This is a genomic window from Psychrosphaera sp. 1_MG-2023, from assembly GCF_030548245.1.
Classification (GTDB): Bacteria; Pseudomonadota; Gammaproteobacteria; order Enterobacterales; family Alteromonadaceae; genus Psychrosphaera; species Psychrosphaera algicola.
The window spans coordinates 1-14,975 of the sequence record NZ_JAUORW010000036.1 but is presented as its reverse complement, the minus strand read 5'-3'; the positions used below and the strand labels follow the sequence as shown (position 1 = coordinate 14,975).

Sequence of the window (14,975 nt, the reverse complement as noted above, 5' to 3'; positions counted from 1 at the left end):
TATAAAGCATGAGTCTCGTCCGTTCCGCCCCAGGTTTTATAAGAGCAGATGTATATTCAATTCCATAATTTACCTGTATCTCCCGAGTTAACCATATTGAACTCACGACATGTCTCACCCATTATTTCTAAATTTATGTTAAGTAACTTTTGCGCCATTTGATAACTACCCAGTTTGATAATGAAAATCGATGTGCTGCGGAGCGGTAGTTCAGTTGGTTAGACTCTTAATAAAAGCATCGGCCTGTCACGCCGGGGGTCGCACTCTTTGTTTATAAAGCATGAGTCTCGTCCGTTCCGCCCCAGGTTTTATAAGAGCAGATGTATATTCAATTCCATAATTTACCTGTCTCTCCCGAGTTAACCATTTGGAACTCACGACATGTCTCACCCATTATTTCTAAATTTATGTTAAGTATCTTTTGCGCCATTTGATAACTACCCAGTTTGATAATGAAAATCTACTTGCTGCGGAGCGGTAGTTCAGTTGGTTTGGCTCTTGTGAAAAGCACGGCCTGTCACGCCTCAGTTAACCCTTTAAAAGGTCAGTGAAATTTGCACGATATATCCTTTCGATTAGATACCAACTTGTCTCAAAAATAATCTATTATTTTAGAATTTAAGCTGTACTTTTTATTTATGTCATTGAAGTTTAACTAAAATGCGATATAACTTATCCATAGAATAAAGACTAAATGTGAAAAGTATGTTTTTTAACAAGTTTAACAATTTGTCAAAACTTATAAATAGACGAGTATTTGTAGTTTTGGTTACGATTTTGTCAATCACATCGGTAAATGCTGCAGACAAAAGTGTATTAATACGCGATGAGTCAGGTGCCGCAATTCATCAAATATCTGGGATGACAAAATTGAGTTCAATGTTTTTATTTGTGTCACAGGAAAATCACAAGTTGTTTTATGTTTCCAAAAAGCATGTCGATTCAGTATTTGAGGAAAATGCGGAGATTTTACAGTTGAAGTCAATCATGTTGACAGGTGATCTTCCTAAAAAGCCTAGCTGGGAAGGTATTGTTATCGGATTTAGCGACAATAAAAACTACCTATTTTTAAGTCATGAACACAATGGCAACGACGGTGATGCTCAATTTCATCAAATATATCGTGCGGTTCTCGATTTTGATGACGCAAAGCAAACGTTACAACTAGGCGTTGTTAAACCATTTAGTAAACCATTACCGTTTCTTCAACCCCAGGGAAAAACCATTAAAGAGTCTACCAATTTTGGATATGAAGCTATGTTATGGCAGGGGGACGGCCAAAAATTGCTATTGTTACCTGAACTTTCGAGTCGCCCTGCGATTTCTTTAAATAAATTTGGGGAACAACAAGATATCGAAATGAGTCAGCATGGGTTTAGGATAAGTGATGCGACACATATTTATGATCAATGTGCGATTATTACGTCATTTTGTTATAAAAACGATCCGATTTGTGAGAAACAAAATAAGAGGTCTAAATTAGTATTGGCGTCGATTCAATTGGACTCTGAGCAAATCGTATTTAATAAAACGGTTAATATATCTGAACAACATCTGCAGACCAATATTTCCAAAAATAGTTACCCAGCATTATTTAATGCAGAAGGGATAGTAATGGACAATGGTTATGTTTATCTTGTGAACGATGACAATCCTGGAAATGGTGCTTTTACGCAATTAAAACGACTTTTATTGCCAAAGGCTCTAAAAAATACCTGTCAATCCCAAATTACGCCGTGAATTTAACAACATTTCCTTTAAAACCTGCAAATTAACGTAAAGCGCTTGTAGCTTATGTCAAAATTTTTGATTATTGTTAATACACATGTCAGTGAGACAACCATTTAGAGGAATGAAGTTATGCGTAGAATCGCATTTGGCTTTACTGCCGCCGCACTTGCGGTTGTTGCAGGGTGTACCGGTAATGCACCACAGGACCCAAAAGTTGAAATAAATCCAAATCCATATCCAAGTACTTATCAAGTTAAATCCAAATTAACGATTCTGATCAAAGGTGCAACTGTTTTAACGGGCACTGGCGAACGATTTGATAACGCAGACGTTTTAATCGAAGATGGTAAAATCTCAGCAGTTGGTGAAAATATTGAGCACGGAAGTGCAACAATTGTTAATGGTCGTGGCAAATGGGTAACCCCAGGCATTATCGATGTACATTCACATTTAGGGGCCTATCCGAGCCCTAGCGTCGAGTCTCATCAAGATGGCAATGAAATGACTAACCCTGTTACCGCCGAAGTTTGGGTTGAACATTCAATTTGGCCTCAGGACCCTGGCTTTAACGCAGCGCGTGCTGGTGGCATTACATCCCTTCAAATCTTACCAGGTTCAGGAAACTTAATTGGTGGTCGAGGCGTTACATTAAAAAATGTGCCAGCACCAACGATGCAAGCGATGAAATTCCCAGATGCACCTTATGGCCTTAAAATGGCTTGTGGTGAAAACCCTAAACGTGTCTATGGTAGCCGCAAAGACGCTCCTATGACTCGTATGGGGAACATGGCGGGTTATCGAATGGCATTTGCAGAGGCAGTTGAATATAAACGTTCATGGGATAAATATGAACGCGATTATGAAGCGGGGCTAAATCCTGAAGCGCCAGCTCGCAACATTCAAATGGACACACTTCAAGGGGTACTCGAAGGCGACATTAAGATCCATAACCACTGCTATAAAGCAGAAGAAATGGCTATGATGGTCGATATGTCAAAAGAGTTTGGTTATAGCGCGGGTACATTTCACCACGCAATTGAAGCCTACAAAATAGGAGGCTTGCTTGCAGAAAACAACCTTTGTGCGGCGATGTGGCCAGACTGGTGGGGATTCAAAATGGAAGCCTATGACATGATCCCAGAAAATGCGGCGGTAGTTGATTCATTTAAAAACTCTTGTGCGATTATTCATTCAGATTCTGATACGACGATTCAACGTCTGAACCAAGAAGCGGCAAAAGTTATGTACCGTGCAAAAGAGCAAGGTTTTGACATTGACGAAGCTAAAGCGATTACTTGGATAACAGCGAATGCAGCTAAGTCGTTAGGAATTGATGACCAAACAGGAACATTGGAAAGTGGTAAACAGGCCGATGTTGTTATTTGGAATAAAAACCCATTTAGTGTCTACGCGAAAGCAGAAAAAGTATTTGTTGATGGTGACAAAGTGTTTGATCTCCATGATGAAAAATATCAAGCAGTTAGCGATTTCATGTTAGGTCAACAATAGGAGAAGCGTCATGAACAAACGTAAATTAATGAACAAAATTTCAGTGATCACGGCAATGTTGATGAGCTTTTCTGCTTTCAGCGAAATGGTCGCAATCACCAATACAACTGTTTATACCGGTACAGATAAAGGTATCTTAGTTGGAGTTAATGTCGTTTTAGAAGATGGCAAAATTGTCGCTTTTAACCCACCAAGTTTGGAGGTCGACCGCACAGTTGATGGCCAAGGTCGTATATTAACACCAGGCTTTATCGCGTCACTCAATCAATTGGGACTAATTGAAGTGGGTGCAGTGAAAACATCACGAGATGAGAAGCCTAAGAAGGGCGGCGCTGGATTTGATGCGTCAACTGCATTTAACCCTGAAACGTCGCTAATTCCATTTGCACGTAAAGGGGGGATTACTCATTCCGTTGTTACACCTGGTTATAACAGTGAGCTGTTTTCAGGACTAACCTTTAACGTTGAATTATCATCGAAGTTCGAATCGGTTGAAACTGTTGGCTCGTCTGTAGTAGCTTATTTTGGCGGTTCATCTAGTGATTCACGAGCGTCTAATTTTAATGAATTAGCGGCCACGTTTGACGCTCAAGTTAAAAAAATGGCTAAGGATGATAGCAAGGATGACGGTAAAGAGCCGACAGTTGATGAAATGGCCATTAACCGGGTATTAGCCAAAGAAATACCATTGATTGCTTATGCGTCACGACCGAGCGATATTTTGCAGTTGATTAAATTGAAAGAAAAGTATGGTATTAAACTCGCTATTGCTGGCGCGAGCGGGGCTGTAAAAGTTAAACAACAACTCGCAAAAGCAAATGTAACCGTAATTATTGGCGGCGTTGATAATCTGCCAGGTGATTTTGATTCATTAGATAGTTCCCTAAAGAATGCCGGGGAATTAGACTTAGCGGGTGTTAAGGTTATATTTGCAAATAGCGATTCACACTTGATAAAAAATCTACGTTTTGAAGCCGGTAATGCAATATCATACGGTATGTCGGTTCAAGGCGCACTTGCAGCCTTAACCAAAAATCCAGCGTCAATTTTTGGTTTTAAAGGAGGCACTGTAGAAGTAGGGCAACCTGCAAATTTGGTTTTATGGAGCGGCGACCCATTTGAAATTTCATCTAAAGTCGAAATGTTATGGATTGAAGGTAACGAAACATCCACCGATTCAAGACAGGACAAACTTAGAGAGCGTTATATTTCTACTTCAGATAAACGTGAAGCTTATATCAAATAGCTCATTATTAAGCGTTTAACTAAATATTGTTATGAAAACCAGCCGAGGGCTGGTTTTTTTATGCCCAGTGCTTCTTGTACATTAGCTAATACTAATGTAAAGTTGTTTATTAGAATTTACTAATATAAGGTTTTGAAAATGACTGTTGAAAAGGCAATTAACATATTTGCAGGTTTTATGATCCTATTATCCGTAGTTTTAACAAATTTGGTTTCGCCTTTATTTGTTTGGCTTACGGTTTTTGTTGGCGTCAATTTAATTCAATCTAGTTTTACTGGAATTTGCCCCGCAGCAATTGTTTTGAAGAAATTATTTGGATTAAAAACAGAACGCGAGTCGGTGAGTCTTTAACAAGAGGAATACCAATTTATCGTGATGTTTGGAAATAGGGCGGCAACAATAAACTTAGTCGCCTTACCAAACCTCTAATGCCGCAAATTTATCTTTTCTCAATTTTTGCTTTTTCCTTACAGCTAAATATCGACCACGCCCTGTTAGTGTGCCCGGACTTTAACGTCCAAAATAGCTGAAACTAATCTTAATGTTTTTTGTTCGAAACCGTTAGCGTAAACACAATATGTGAAAATATAGCAATTAATCGGCGACGACCTAAAGTGACGTTAATAGGGGGGAATAAAAACAGGGTGAATAATGTTGTTTTTAACAACATGGTCACTCCCTTAGCGCACACTTAGATCGAATCAACTAACTGTACTTAATATGATAAGAGAGAAACCATGTTGTTATGGGGTTACTGTTGCCAAGCTGAAATAGCTTCTTCAACAGTAAATTTACCTTCCAATAAAGAACGCCCTAAAATAACCCCTGAAGGCGTTACATTCGATATTCCAGAGTCTCGCAGTACCGGTTTTAAAGCGGTAATGTCACCAATACAGCTGATGCCACCCGAAGCTTGCCAACTAATTTGCGGATATTGAGCTGCTAATTCTGTATAAAGTGCCTGATTTGGGCCTTGTAACGTCCCGTCTTTGCTTATGTCAGTACAAAGCACATGCTTTAGGCCGACAGTCAAAAAATCGTCCACAAGAGCTTCTAGCTCAACACCTGAGTCTTCTTGCCAGCCGTGCGTGGCTATCATTTTTTCGCCTTTTGCATTGATATTAATATCAAGCGCCAATACGATTTGTTCTGGACCGTACTTTTGCATCCATGATTTAACTAACTCAGGCTCTTTTGCAGCCAAAGAACCAATAACAACTCGACTAATACCTACGTCTAACAAATGTTTTACGTCGTCTTCGGTACGAATACCACCGCCGGTCTGAAACTTCATTTTACCAGTGTCGACCATTTTTTTGATGAGTGACAATTGACGTTTAGCAGTGTCTTTTGCGCCAGTAAGGTCGACGATGTGTAACCAAGTTGAGCCTTGACGGGCATAATCTTCAACAAGTTCGATTGGGTCAATTTTGTATTCGGTTTTCTGGTCGTAGTCACCTTGATATAGGCGGACAACGGAACCTTCAATTAAGTCAATTGCTGGAATGATCATGTTTACATCTCAATAAAGTTTTTAAGTAGTTGTGCACCTGCAGTGCCGCTTCGTTCAGGGTGGAATTGCACACCATAAAAATTGTCTTTGCCAATCGCGGCGGAAAACGCTTGTCCGTAATTACAACTTGCTAATGTATAGTCGCTAATAGGCGCACAAAAACTATGCACAAAATAGAAATAGCTGCCATCGGCAATATTAGCGAAAAGAGGGTTATCACCTTCCACATTAATTTGGTTCCAGCCCATGTGAGGCAGGACCAGATTTCCCGTTTTCATTCGAGAAACAGTGGTTGGAATTAAATCTAAACAGGCGATATTGTCGATTTTATTTTCAACAATATGGCTTCCAGGAATTTCTTCCGATTGCGTCGTCATCAATTGCATACCTAAACAAATACCTAAGACAGGTTGTTGTAACTCTTGAATAAATTCAATAAGTTCCTTTTGTGCAATTGAAGCCATCGCCGCAGATGCCGAACCGACACCCGGTAATAATACCTTGTCAGCTTGTTTGATAACGGCTTTATCATCACTCACAACTACGTTGTTTGAAAGTCGCCCTAAAGCAAATTTCACCGATGAAATATTGGCACAGCCAGTGTCAATAATGACAATTTTTTGCTCGGCCATTAAAGTGCTCCTTTTGAGCTGGGCAGTACATCACCTTCTACTTTAAGGGCTGCTCTTAGCGCACGCCCAAATACTTTAAATAGGCTTTCTACTTGATGATGGGCATTTCCTTTCGTTGTCGACAGGTGTAATGTTAACCCCATAGATTGCGCTAAAGAATAAAAGAAGTGTTCAACCATTTGGGTCGACATTTCACCAACTCGCTCTTGGGTAAACTCAGCTTTAAACACTAGATGCGGACGACCTGAAATATCTAAAATTGCTTCTGCTTTACATTCATCCATTGGCAATGCAAATCCAAAACGACCAATTCCACGTTTATCACCTAAGGCTTCTTTCAGCGCTTGACCAAGAGCAAGTGCCGTATCCTCAACGCTGTGGTGGTCATCGATATGAAGATCGCCATCTGTAGTCAGATTTAAGTGGAAACCACCGTGAGTCGCGATTTGATCTAGCATATGGTCAAAAAATCCCATGCCAGTTTCGATCACAGACTTGGCTGTCGAATCTAAGTTAACCGCAACACGAATGTCAGTTTCAGAGGTTGTTCTTACGACTTCAGCGATACGTTGTTGGGTTGTTAACGCCGCTTCTATAGCTAACCAGTTGTTAGTTTCACGGTCGTATTTAATGCCTTTGATACCCATGTTTTCTGCAAGTTGGATATCAGTTTCACGATCTCCAATGACAAAGCTGTCAGTAAAATCGACTTTGCCTTGCTGCAAATAATCTTTTACTAAACCCAGTTTGGGCTTACGACAGCTGCAATCTTGGTGGTCAAAATGAGGACAGATCAAGACATCTTGAAATACCACACCTTGAGACTCAAAAATGTGCATCATTTTATCGTGCGGTAAGTCAAAGTCTTCTTGTGGAAAGGCATCTGTGCCCAAACCGTCTTGGTTTGAAACCATTACAAGCTTGTAACCTTTATTTTGTAAGCGCGTTAAAACAGGCAACACCATAGGCTCAAAAACAAGTTTTTCTAACGTATCGAGTTGTTTATCAATTAAAGGTTCTTCAACTAATGTACCGTCACGGTCGATAAATAAAATGCGTTGTTGATTGCTCATAGTGTTTTTTCTACCTGTAAAAATTGGTTTAAAACGGCGGTCATTTGGCTTTCGTTGCCGATTGTGACGCGTAATGTGTTCTCTAACATCAATTGCTTCGATTGATTACGCAGCAATATGCCTTTTTCTACGAAGGTATTTAAAACCTCAGCAGCATCGAGTTTGGCATTGAGTTTTAATAGCACAAAATTAGTTTGAGAGGGGTACACGTGACTGACCAGTTGCCATTGCTGGGCGTGGGCAATAAAACCGTCACGTAATTTATTTAAGTGTGTGACTTGCTTAGTCATCCAGCTTAACCCTTTTGTTGACAAAGCATCTGTTGCGATTTGGGCAACCGGGGCAGGGACTGGATATGGTGCAATAACTTTTTTTAATGCATCAATTACGCTTGGATCCGCCAAAGTGAAACCACAACGTAATCCTGCTAGGCCAAATGCTTTTGATAACGTACGTGTGATAACAAGATTTGGATAAGTCACCAGTAAATCGACCATCGTCGCTTCAGGACAAAACTCAATGTAGGCTTCATCTGCCACTACAAGGCATTTATTTTTACACTCATCAAGCAACGCAATAAAGTCATTACGATTGATAATATTACCGGTCGGATTGTTTGGACTACAAACAAAAACTATATTGGTATTTTCTAAGTTCTGATAAACCGCCGGTAAATCCAATTGCATCTCAGGAGTTAGCGGTACTTTTTTGATTAATGCTCCGTGCGTTTCGGCACTTATGGCATACATACCGTACGTCGGTGGGCAAATGACAATCGAATCAGTGCCATCGGCACGACAAAATGTACGTATCAATAATTCGATGCTTTCGTCCGCGCCACGTGTTGATAATACTTGATTGGTTTCAACCCCAGCGTATTCAGCATAAGCGGCAATTAGCGGCTCAGGCTGAAAATCTGGATAACGGTTATAGAGGGCTGGGTTTATTGAGATCTCTGGGACTGAAGGATTTTCGTTAGCATTTAGCCAAACGGTATCGACTTCACCGGCATTTGCCATTGAGAACAAACGTCTAGCTGACTCATAAGGTTTTAGAGTCTTCAACTCTGGGCGAATCAGTTCACTAACTAAGTTATCAATATTAGTTGTCATTGTCCGCTCCTGCAGTTAATGCATCTAGTCGCACTTTTACGGCGTTTCTATGGGCATCAAGACCTTCAGCATTCGCTAATGTCATAATAGCTGGACCGATATTTTTAATACCTGTCTCAGTGACCGTTTGCACGGTGAATTTACGATTGAAATCTGCCAGATTTAACGAGCTAAGTACTTTAGAATAGCCATATGTTGGCAATACATGATTAGTGCCACTCGCATAATCACCAGCACTTTCAGGTGTGTAGGCCCCTAAAAATATAGACGCGGCATTGTCGAGCAGTGGCAATAATTCCGTCGCATTATCTGTTTGAACTATTAAGTGTTCAGGTGCATATCTATTGCTGATCTCAATGCTTTGATCAAGTGATTCAGTTAAAATAAGCTGACTATTAGCTAGTGCTTTTCGGGCAATGTCGGCTCTTGTCAAAATGGCAAGTTGTCGTTCGATTGCCGCTGCAGTTTCGTTAATTACGTTCACGTCATCTGCGACTAAAATAACTTGCGAGTCAGGACCGTGTTCAGCCTGAGACAACAAGTCTGCTGCGATAAATTCTGGGTTAGCATTTTTATCGGCAATCACAAGGACCTCTGACGGGCCAGCTGGCATATCGATTGCCGCACCAGCAGGGTCTAAACTCACTTGCTGTTTTGCTTCTGTAACAAAACTATTACCTGGACCAAAAATCTTATCTACTTTTTTGACTGACTCCGTTCCATAAGCCATTGCAGCAATCGCCTGTGCGCCGCCTGATAAATAGATTTCATCGACACCACAAATTTCCGCCGCGTACAATATTTCTGGTGTAATACTGCCGTAATTTTCTGGTCTTGTGTCCGCTGGAGTAAACAAAACCACCCGTTTACAACCTGATATTTGCGACGGGACACCTAACATTAAAACCGTTGATGGAAGTGGCGCGCTGCCACCTGGAACATATAGTCCGACCGCAGCAATAGGGCGATTGATTAGCTGACAATTCACACCTTCACTAGTCGTGATACTAATATCTTGCGCCACTTGTGCTTGGTGAAATTGCTTAATGTTGTTGTAAGCTAAATCAATTGCTGCTTTTGCTTCTGGTGATAATAAGGTCAGCGTTTTTTGTTTTTGTTGGTCAGTCAATTTAAGCTGTGGCAAGGTAATGCCATCAAACTTTTCTGCCAACGCCAATAACGCTGCGTCGCCTTGAGTTCGTACTTGTTTTATAATGTCCTGTACTGTCGAAGTTAACCCTTGGCGACCTGCAATTACAGGGCGTTCTAACACCTGTAATTGCTGCGAGGACGACAGTGACTGCCATGTAATCATAAATTAGCCCATCATTTTTTCAATTGGCATAACTAAAATCGACGTACAGCCTAAATCTTTTAGGTTTTCCATCGTTTCCCAGAATAGATTTTCTTTACTAACAACGTGAATAGCCACTTGGTCGTCATTCCCAGATAAAGGTAAAACAGTTGGGTTTTCAACACCTGGTAATAAAGCCTTAACTTGCTCTAACTTGTTTTTTGGCGCGTGTAACATGATGTATTTTGATTCTTTCGCTTGCATAACGCCGTTGATGCGCGGCAGTAAAGTATCGATCAATTGTTGTTTATCAGCAGACAAGGTTTCTTGTTTTTGGATCAAAACTGCTTTTGATTTAAATATTTCAATCGCTTCGTATAATCCATTAGCATCTAGAGTTGCACCGGTAGAAACGAGGTCACATATTGCGTCGGCGATACCAGCACGAGGGGCTACTTCTACTGAACCCGTTAACATTACTGGCTGTGCTGCGATGTTATTTTTTTGTAAAAATCGTTTTAGAAGCTGCGGGTAAGTTGTTGCGATACTTGTGCCTTCAAATGATGAAAGGCCTTCGTATTCAAATTCGTTTGGAACAGCAATTGATAAACGACATCCGCCGTATTCGAGACGTTTAAGTAGTTTGTAATCAGCCGGTTCATTTGCAGCTTCACGTTCTAACATTTTTTCTTCAAGCTCGTTTTCACCAATGAATCCGAGGTCAGCAATACCATCCATCACCAAACCTGGAATATCATCATCACGGACAAGTAATAAGTCGATAGGTAGGTTGGTTGAATGAGCGATGAGCAATCTATCTCGGATCGACAATTTTACGCCAATTGCTTTAAGTAATTTCAGTGATTCGTCACTCAATCGGCCTTTTTTTTGTACTGCTATACGGAGTCTAGATTTGTCAGTCATGTTGGTGTCCCAAAATATTTTTATTTAAATCGTTAAAATGTAAAAAACCCCGAAGGTGTAGCCTCCGGGGTTTGCAATGCTGTGCTTAGGAGACTATTACAATAATCTCCAGCGAAATCAGCTGAAAACTATTTCGTTGGTAAATGATGATGCCAAATTGTTGTAGTCATTTTCAGGTTCGCTTCTTTTAATTTTTTGCTCTGATTTAGAGTTATTATTCAAATTATGCTCATTTTGAGGAAAATGCAACCGACTTTTTATAAAAAAAATATCAAAAACTCAACTAAATTGAATAACTGTCGATAAATGGTTAATAAGTGAACTATATTCCGATTTAAATGTCAAAATTGTGACAATATAAAATTAAAGGAGCTGAGATATGGTAGATTTTTTATATAGCGTGTTGACGCGTCCTATTCCAAATGAGCCGGATAAAAAAAATCATTATGCAATAAACCCAACATATAAAGATAGTAAGTCACGTGAAATTAGTGAAGACGATCCTAAAAATCAACATCAACATCAACATGCGGCGTCTAAAGATGATGATACGTTAGAAGTCGAGCCGGAAGAAAAAGATGAAACTGAGACAAATTCCAAGGGCAAGGGCGTCTATCATGACAACGAAGGTCGTCGCCACTTAGATTTTTATGCCTAACAGCTAAAAAGCCCCTGTTAAGTTTTATTAAACGACTCTGATTTGGTAAAAGTGCAACCTCTTTAGCGAGGTTGCATTCTTATCGCGCCATCTAGTCTAATGGTTTCACCGTTAATATAAGCATTCGCAATAATATGTCCTACTAAGTCACCAAATTCTGCTGGGTAACCCATGCGTTTCGGAAATTGGATATTATTGACTAAACTTTCCTGCACATTGTCTGGCATACCTAACAACATCGGTGTTCCCATGATACCAGGGGCGATTGCATTCACTCTAATACCTGAACGAGCTAAATCACGCGCCATCGGTAAACTAAGCGCGATGATTGCGCCTTTACTTGCAGCATAAGCACTTTGTCCCATTTGCCCTTCATAGCCTGCCACTGACGCCGTATTAATTATTACACCGCGTTCGAGAGAGTCATTCAGTGGCTCATTTTTAGCCATGTATTCTGCCGCTAACTTCGCAACGTTAAATGTGCCAATTAAATTAATATTTATGGCCGTCGTAAATTTACTCAAGGCCATAGCAGTACCATCTCGGTCAAGTACTTTTGCAGCTGGAGCAATACCGGCGCAGTTAACACAAACATGGATAGCGCCATAATGATTTAGGACTTTTTTGAACGCACTTTGGGTTGATAATTCATCAGTTACATCAACAAGGCAATAAATCGCGTTCTCTTCACCTAAAGATTCTACGGTCAGTTTTGCTTGTTCTTCATTTAAATCAAAAATAGCAACTTTTAAACCCAATTTAACAAGTTGCTCACATGTTGCTTTTCCTAACCCTGATGCGCCGCCAGTAATAACGGCTACTTTATTTTTATGATCCATAACAGGCCTCTAATTTAGTTCTTTTAATAGTTCGCGGGCAATGACAATACGTTGTATTTCTGACGTACCTTCATATATTGAGGTAATTCGAACATCTCGGGCAAATCGTTCTAATGGATACTCTTTAATGTAGCCGTAACCACCTAACATTTGCAGAGCGTCATAACAGGCAGAATTTGCTTTTTCAGAGGCAAATAGTTTTGCCATAGAAGCCTCTTTTGCAAATGATTTACCACGTTCTTTTAAACTTGCTGCGTTCATTAACAACATACGGGCGGCTTCCAATTCGGTATAACGGTCAGCTAACATCCATTGCAATCCTTGAAATTTATCTAAGGTTTGACCGAATTGTTTGCGTTCTGCTATATAACTTCGCGCTACATCCATCGCCGCCAAACCAATACCAAGCGCTAACGAACCGATGCCAATTCGGCCTCCAGATAACTCCGCAACAGCCACTTTAAAACCCTGATTTTCTTTTCCCATTAATGCAGAGGAAGGCACACGACAGTTTTCAAAGATCACTTCATTGGTAGGTGACGCTTTTTGCCCCATTTTGTGCTCTGCTGGCCCAATGATTACGCCGGGTGTTTGTCTTTCGACAAGAAAACACGAAATACCCTTGCCGTTTGGCGCGTCTTTATCAGTGACGGCCCAAACGACAAATACCCCAGCAAACTCTGCACTTGTAATAAATATTTTTGAGCCATTTAGAATATAGTCGTCGCCGTCTTTAACAGCCGATGTGCGCATAGAGGAAGGATCGCTGCCTGCACCTGATTCGGTTAAACAGAACCCTGCTGCTGGATATTCGCCTGAACATATTTTAGGTAAATAGTGTTGTTTTTGTTGCTCATTGCCGACTGCTTGGATGACTTCTGCAACCATGTTAGTGACAGATGTGGTTACCGCTGTCGCAGCGCAACTTTTTGCAAGTTCAGTAATTGCCAAGCTAAAAGCAACAGTGCCTGCTTCTGTTCCGCCATAATCGGCATTTGTGTTAAGTCCCATAAATCCGAGTTCGGCAAGTTGTTTTAGATTACTTAAAAACAACGTTTGATCAGTTGCAATATCATGTTTTGCCGCCACAGGAGCAAGTTCTTGTTCTGCAAACTGCCGAGCAGTATCTTGGATTAGTTGTTGTTCTTCAGTTAAGGACGTATTCATAGAAAATATCTTTTTTTATTTATGAGCTTAGTTGCGCGTACTGTGCATCACAGATGAGATTAATTAAAGGATAGGGCACGATATTGTCGTGTCAAAAACGTATTGATTATTTTACTTTTTTACAACCAGAGCATTTTCATAAAAGCTTAACAAAAACACAATATAGTCCGAGGCAATTATATTTAGACAATTTTTAATGCATGTATTAGTGCTTATATAGGACACGGGTTGAAACGACTTAAACGTTATGCATACGAAAAGTACGCAATATTGTGTCAACTTGCTTATTTGAAAGATAGTGAGCTTATCGCCGACTTTGGTCATTTTGAGCAGGTCGAAATTTTAGATAGGTTTCACAAATCATGTGTCCGAATCGTCTGGCAAAAACACAAAAAGGAAGTGGTAGTTGTCTTTCGCGGATCTCACAATGTGTATGATTGGCTATTTAATCTATGTGCATTTAAAAAAAGGTATCGTGATCAAAATAGAAAATTTGATATTCATTGGGGAATGCATAATTTACTAAAACAGCCCAGTTTTGTAAGCGATTCTTCAGAAAAGTTACCACTAGGTATACGGATCCAAAACGTATTAATACCACTTATGAAAGAGGGCAAGAGGGTAACGTTTACGGGGCATTCGACGGGCGGTTCTCTTGCAGTTTTGTTTGCAGACCGCTTCTATCAACTTCCTAATGTAAAAGTAAAACGCGTAGTCACTTTTGGCCAGCCCTCCTGCGGCGGGCAGTTATTCTATCGCAATTACAGTCTTCATCATAAGACCTACCGAATATGCTGTGACGTTGATATTGTCACGTTTTTACCACCGTTGCCTTTTATTTATCGACATGTTGGCAAGTCTTTGTGGTTACACGAAGGGGTTATGTTTGAAAATATTAGCCCGTCAAAGCGACTTTGGTTATCGATTAAAAGTTGGTTGTTAAGGCCAATTACTTACCATTACATGCAGAAGTATATTCGCAATAAAAGTTTGTTTGATGAGCGATAGAAAGGGATGTTTTGCCTGTGATGAGGGGGGGGAACAACAATCGTTTTATCGTTAAATTAGTCGAAAAAGAGACTAAGCGGTCAAATAGGATGAATTTAGTTCGAAAAAAGAAATAGAAGCTTATTAGAAGATGAATCGTTTTATAGAATGAGTTAAACCGAAGTGACTAATAACTCTTATGCGGCAGTAAAGTGGTGGGCGGTACTGGGCTCGAACCAGTGACCCTCGCCTTGTAAGGGCGATGCTCTCCCAGCTGAGCTAACCGCCCA

At 40.3% G+C, this 14,975-nt stretch carries 14 protein-coding genes and 1 tRNA gene; 6 read left to right on the top strand and 9 right to left on the bottom strand.

The annotated features are described in order from the left end of the window. Window positions 1-777: 777 nt before the first annotated feature. From Q4575_RS19375 to Q4575_RS19360, 4 genes are all read left to right on the top strand, one after another. Complete coding sequence (locus Q4575_RS19375) at window positions 778-1,740, top strand: hypothetical protein (RefSeq protein WP_303523910.1); 963 nt, start codon at window positions 778-780, stop codon at window positions 1,738-1,740. 120 nt (window positions 1,741-1,860) lie between these two features. Next, window positions 1,861-3,240: an amidohydrolase gene (locus Q4575_RS19370; RefSeq protein ID WP_215962073.1), complete on the top strand. Its 1,380-nt coding sequence runs from the start codon at window positions 1,861-1,863 to the stop codon at window positions 3,238-3,240. Window positions 3,241-3,250: 10 nt separating this feature from the next. Continuing rightward, entirely contained in the window at window positions 3,251-4,486 is a 1,236-nt protein-coding gene (locus Q4575_RS19365; protein WP_303523909.1) for an amidohydrolase family protein, read from the top strand. A gap of 138 nt (window positions 4,487-4,624) precedes the next feature. Continuing rightward, the gene (locus tag Q4575_RS19360; protein WP_272179892.1) at window positions 4,625-4,837 is read left to right on the top strand and encodes a DUF2892 domain-containing protein; all 213 of its coding nucleotides are present in this window, start codon (window positions 4,625-4,627) and stop codon (window positions 4,835-4,837) included. A 400-nt stretch (window positions 4,838-5,237) separates the two neighbouring features. Here Q4575_RS19360 and hisA read toward each other — a convergent pair whose 3' ends face one another. Genes hisA through hisG form a run of 6 tightly spaced genes read right to left on the bottom strand, consistent with a single transcriptional unit; the run spans window position 5,238 to window position 11,034 of the window. Beyond that, window positions 5,238-5,999: a 1-(5-phosphoribosyl)-5-[(5-phosphoribosylamino)methylideneamino]imidazole-4-carboxamide isomerase gene (gene hisA, locus Q4575_RS19355; RefSeq protein ID WP_303523908.1), complete on the bottom strand. Its 762-nt coding sequence runs from the start codon at window positions 5,997-5,999 to the stop codon at window positions 5,238-5,240. A gap of 2 nt (window positions 6,000-6,001) precedes the next feature. Then, a complete protein-coding gene (gene hisH, locus Q4575_RS19350; RefSeq protein WP_215962070.1) occupies window positions 6,002-6,631 on the bottom strand; it encodes an imidazole glycerol phosphate synthase subunit HisH in 630 nt (209 codons plus the stop codon). Beyond that, complete coding sequence (gene hisB, locus Q4575_RS19345) at window positions 6,631-7,704, bottom strand: bifunctional histidinol-phosphatase/imidazoleglycerol-phosphate dehydratase HisB (RefSeq protein WP_303523907.1); 1,074 nt, start codon at window positions 7,702-7,704, stop codon at window positions 6,631-6,633. Before hisB ends, hisH begins: the two co-directional genes overlap by 1 nt. Beyond that, entirely contained in the window at window positions 7,701-8,816 is a 1,116-nt protein-coding gene (gene hisC, locus Q4575_RS19340; protein ID WP_303523906.1) for a histidinol-phosphate transaminase, read from the bottom strand. Before hisC ends, hisB begins: the two co-directional genes overlap by 4 nt. Further along, on the bottom strand, window positions 8,806-10,131 hold the full coding sequence (gene hisD, locus Q4575_RS19335; protein ID WP_303523905.1) for a histidinol dehydrogenase: 1,326 nt from the start codon (window positions 10,129-10,131) through the stop codon (window positions 8,806-8,808). Before hisD ends, hisC begins: the two co-directional genes overlap by 11 nt. 3 nt (window positions 10,132-10,134) lie before the next feature. Further along, entirely contained in the window at window positions 10,135-11,034 is a 900-nt protein-coding gene (gene hisG, locus Q4575_RS19330; protein ID WP_215962067.1) for an ATP phosphoribosyltransferase, read from the bottom strand. A gap of 379 nt (window positions 11,035-11,413) precedes the next feature. On the opposite strand from hisG, the gene Q4575_RS19325 reads away from it, so the two are divergent. Further along, complete coding sequence (locus Q4575_RS19325) at window positions 11,414-11,692, top strand: hypothetical protein (protein ID WP_303523904.1); 279 nt, start codon at window positions 11,414-11,416, stop codon at window positions 11,690-11,692. A 62-nt stretch (window positions 11,693-11,754) separates the two neighbouring features. Here Q4575_RS19325 and Q4575_RS19320 read toward each other — a convergent pair whose 3' ends face one another. Together Q4575_RS19320 and Q4575_RS19315 are read right to left on the bottom strand one after the other, a co-directional pair. Then, window positions 11,755-12,531 carry an SDR family NAD(P)-dependent oxidoreductase gene (locus Q4575_RS19320; protein WP_303523903.1) on the bottom strand — a complete coding sequence of 259 codons (777 nt, stop codon included), beginning with the start codon at window positions 12,529-12,531 and terminating at the stop codon, window positions 11,755-11,757. A gap of 9 nt (window positions 12,532-12,540) precedes the next feature. After that, window positions 12,541-13,698: an acyl-CoA dehydrogenase family protein gene (locus Q4575_RS19315; RefSeq protein WP_303523902.1), complete on the bottom strand. Its 1,158-nt coding sequence runs from the start codon at window positions 13,696-13,698 to the stop codon at window positions 12,541-12,543. 228 nt (window positions 13,699-13,926) lie between these two features. Between Q4575_RS19315 and Q4575_RS19310 the strand changes: the two genes are divergently transcribed. Continuing rightward, window positions 13,927-14,706, top strand: coding sequence for a lipase (locus Q4575_RS19310; RefSeq protein ID WP_215962063.1), 780 nt, complete (start codon window positions 13,927-13,929; stop codon window positions 14,704-14,706). Between the two features lie 192 nt (window positions 14,707-14,898). Here the strand turns inward: Q4575_RS19310 and Q4575_RS19305 are convergent. Continuing rightward, a tRNA-Val gene (locus Q4575_RS19305) sits at window positions 14,899-14,974 on the bottom strand. Window position 14,975 lies beyond the last annotated feature (1 nt).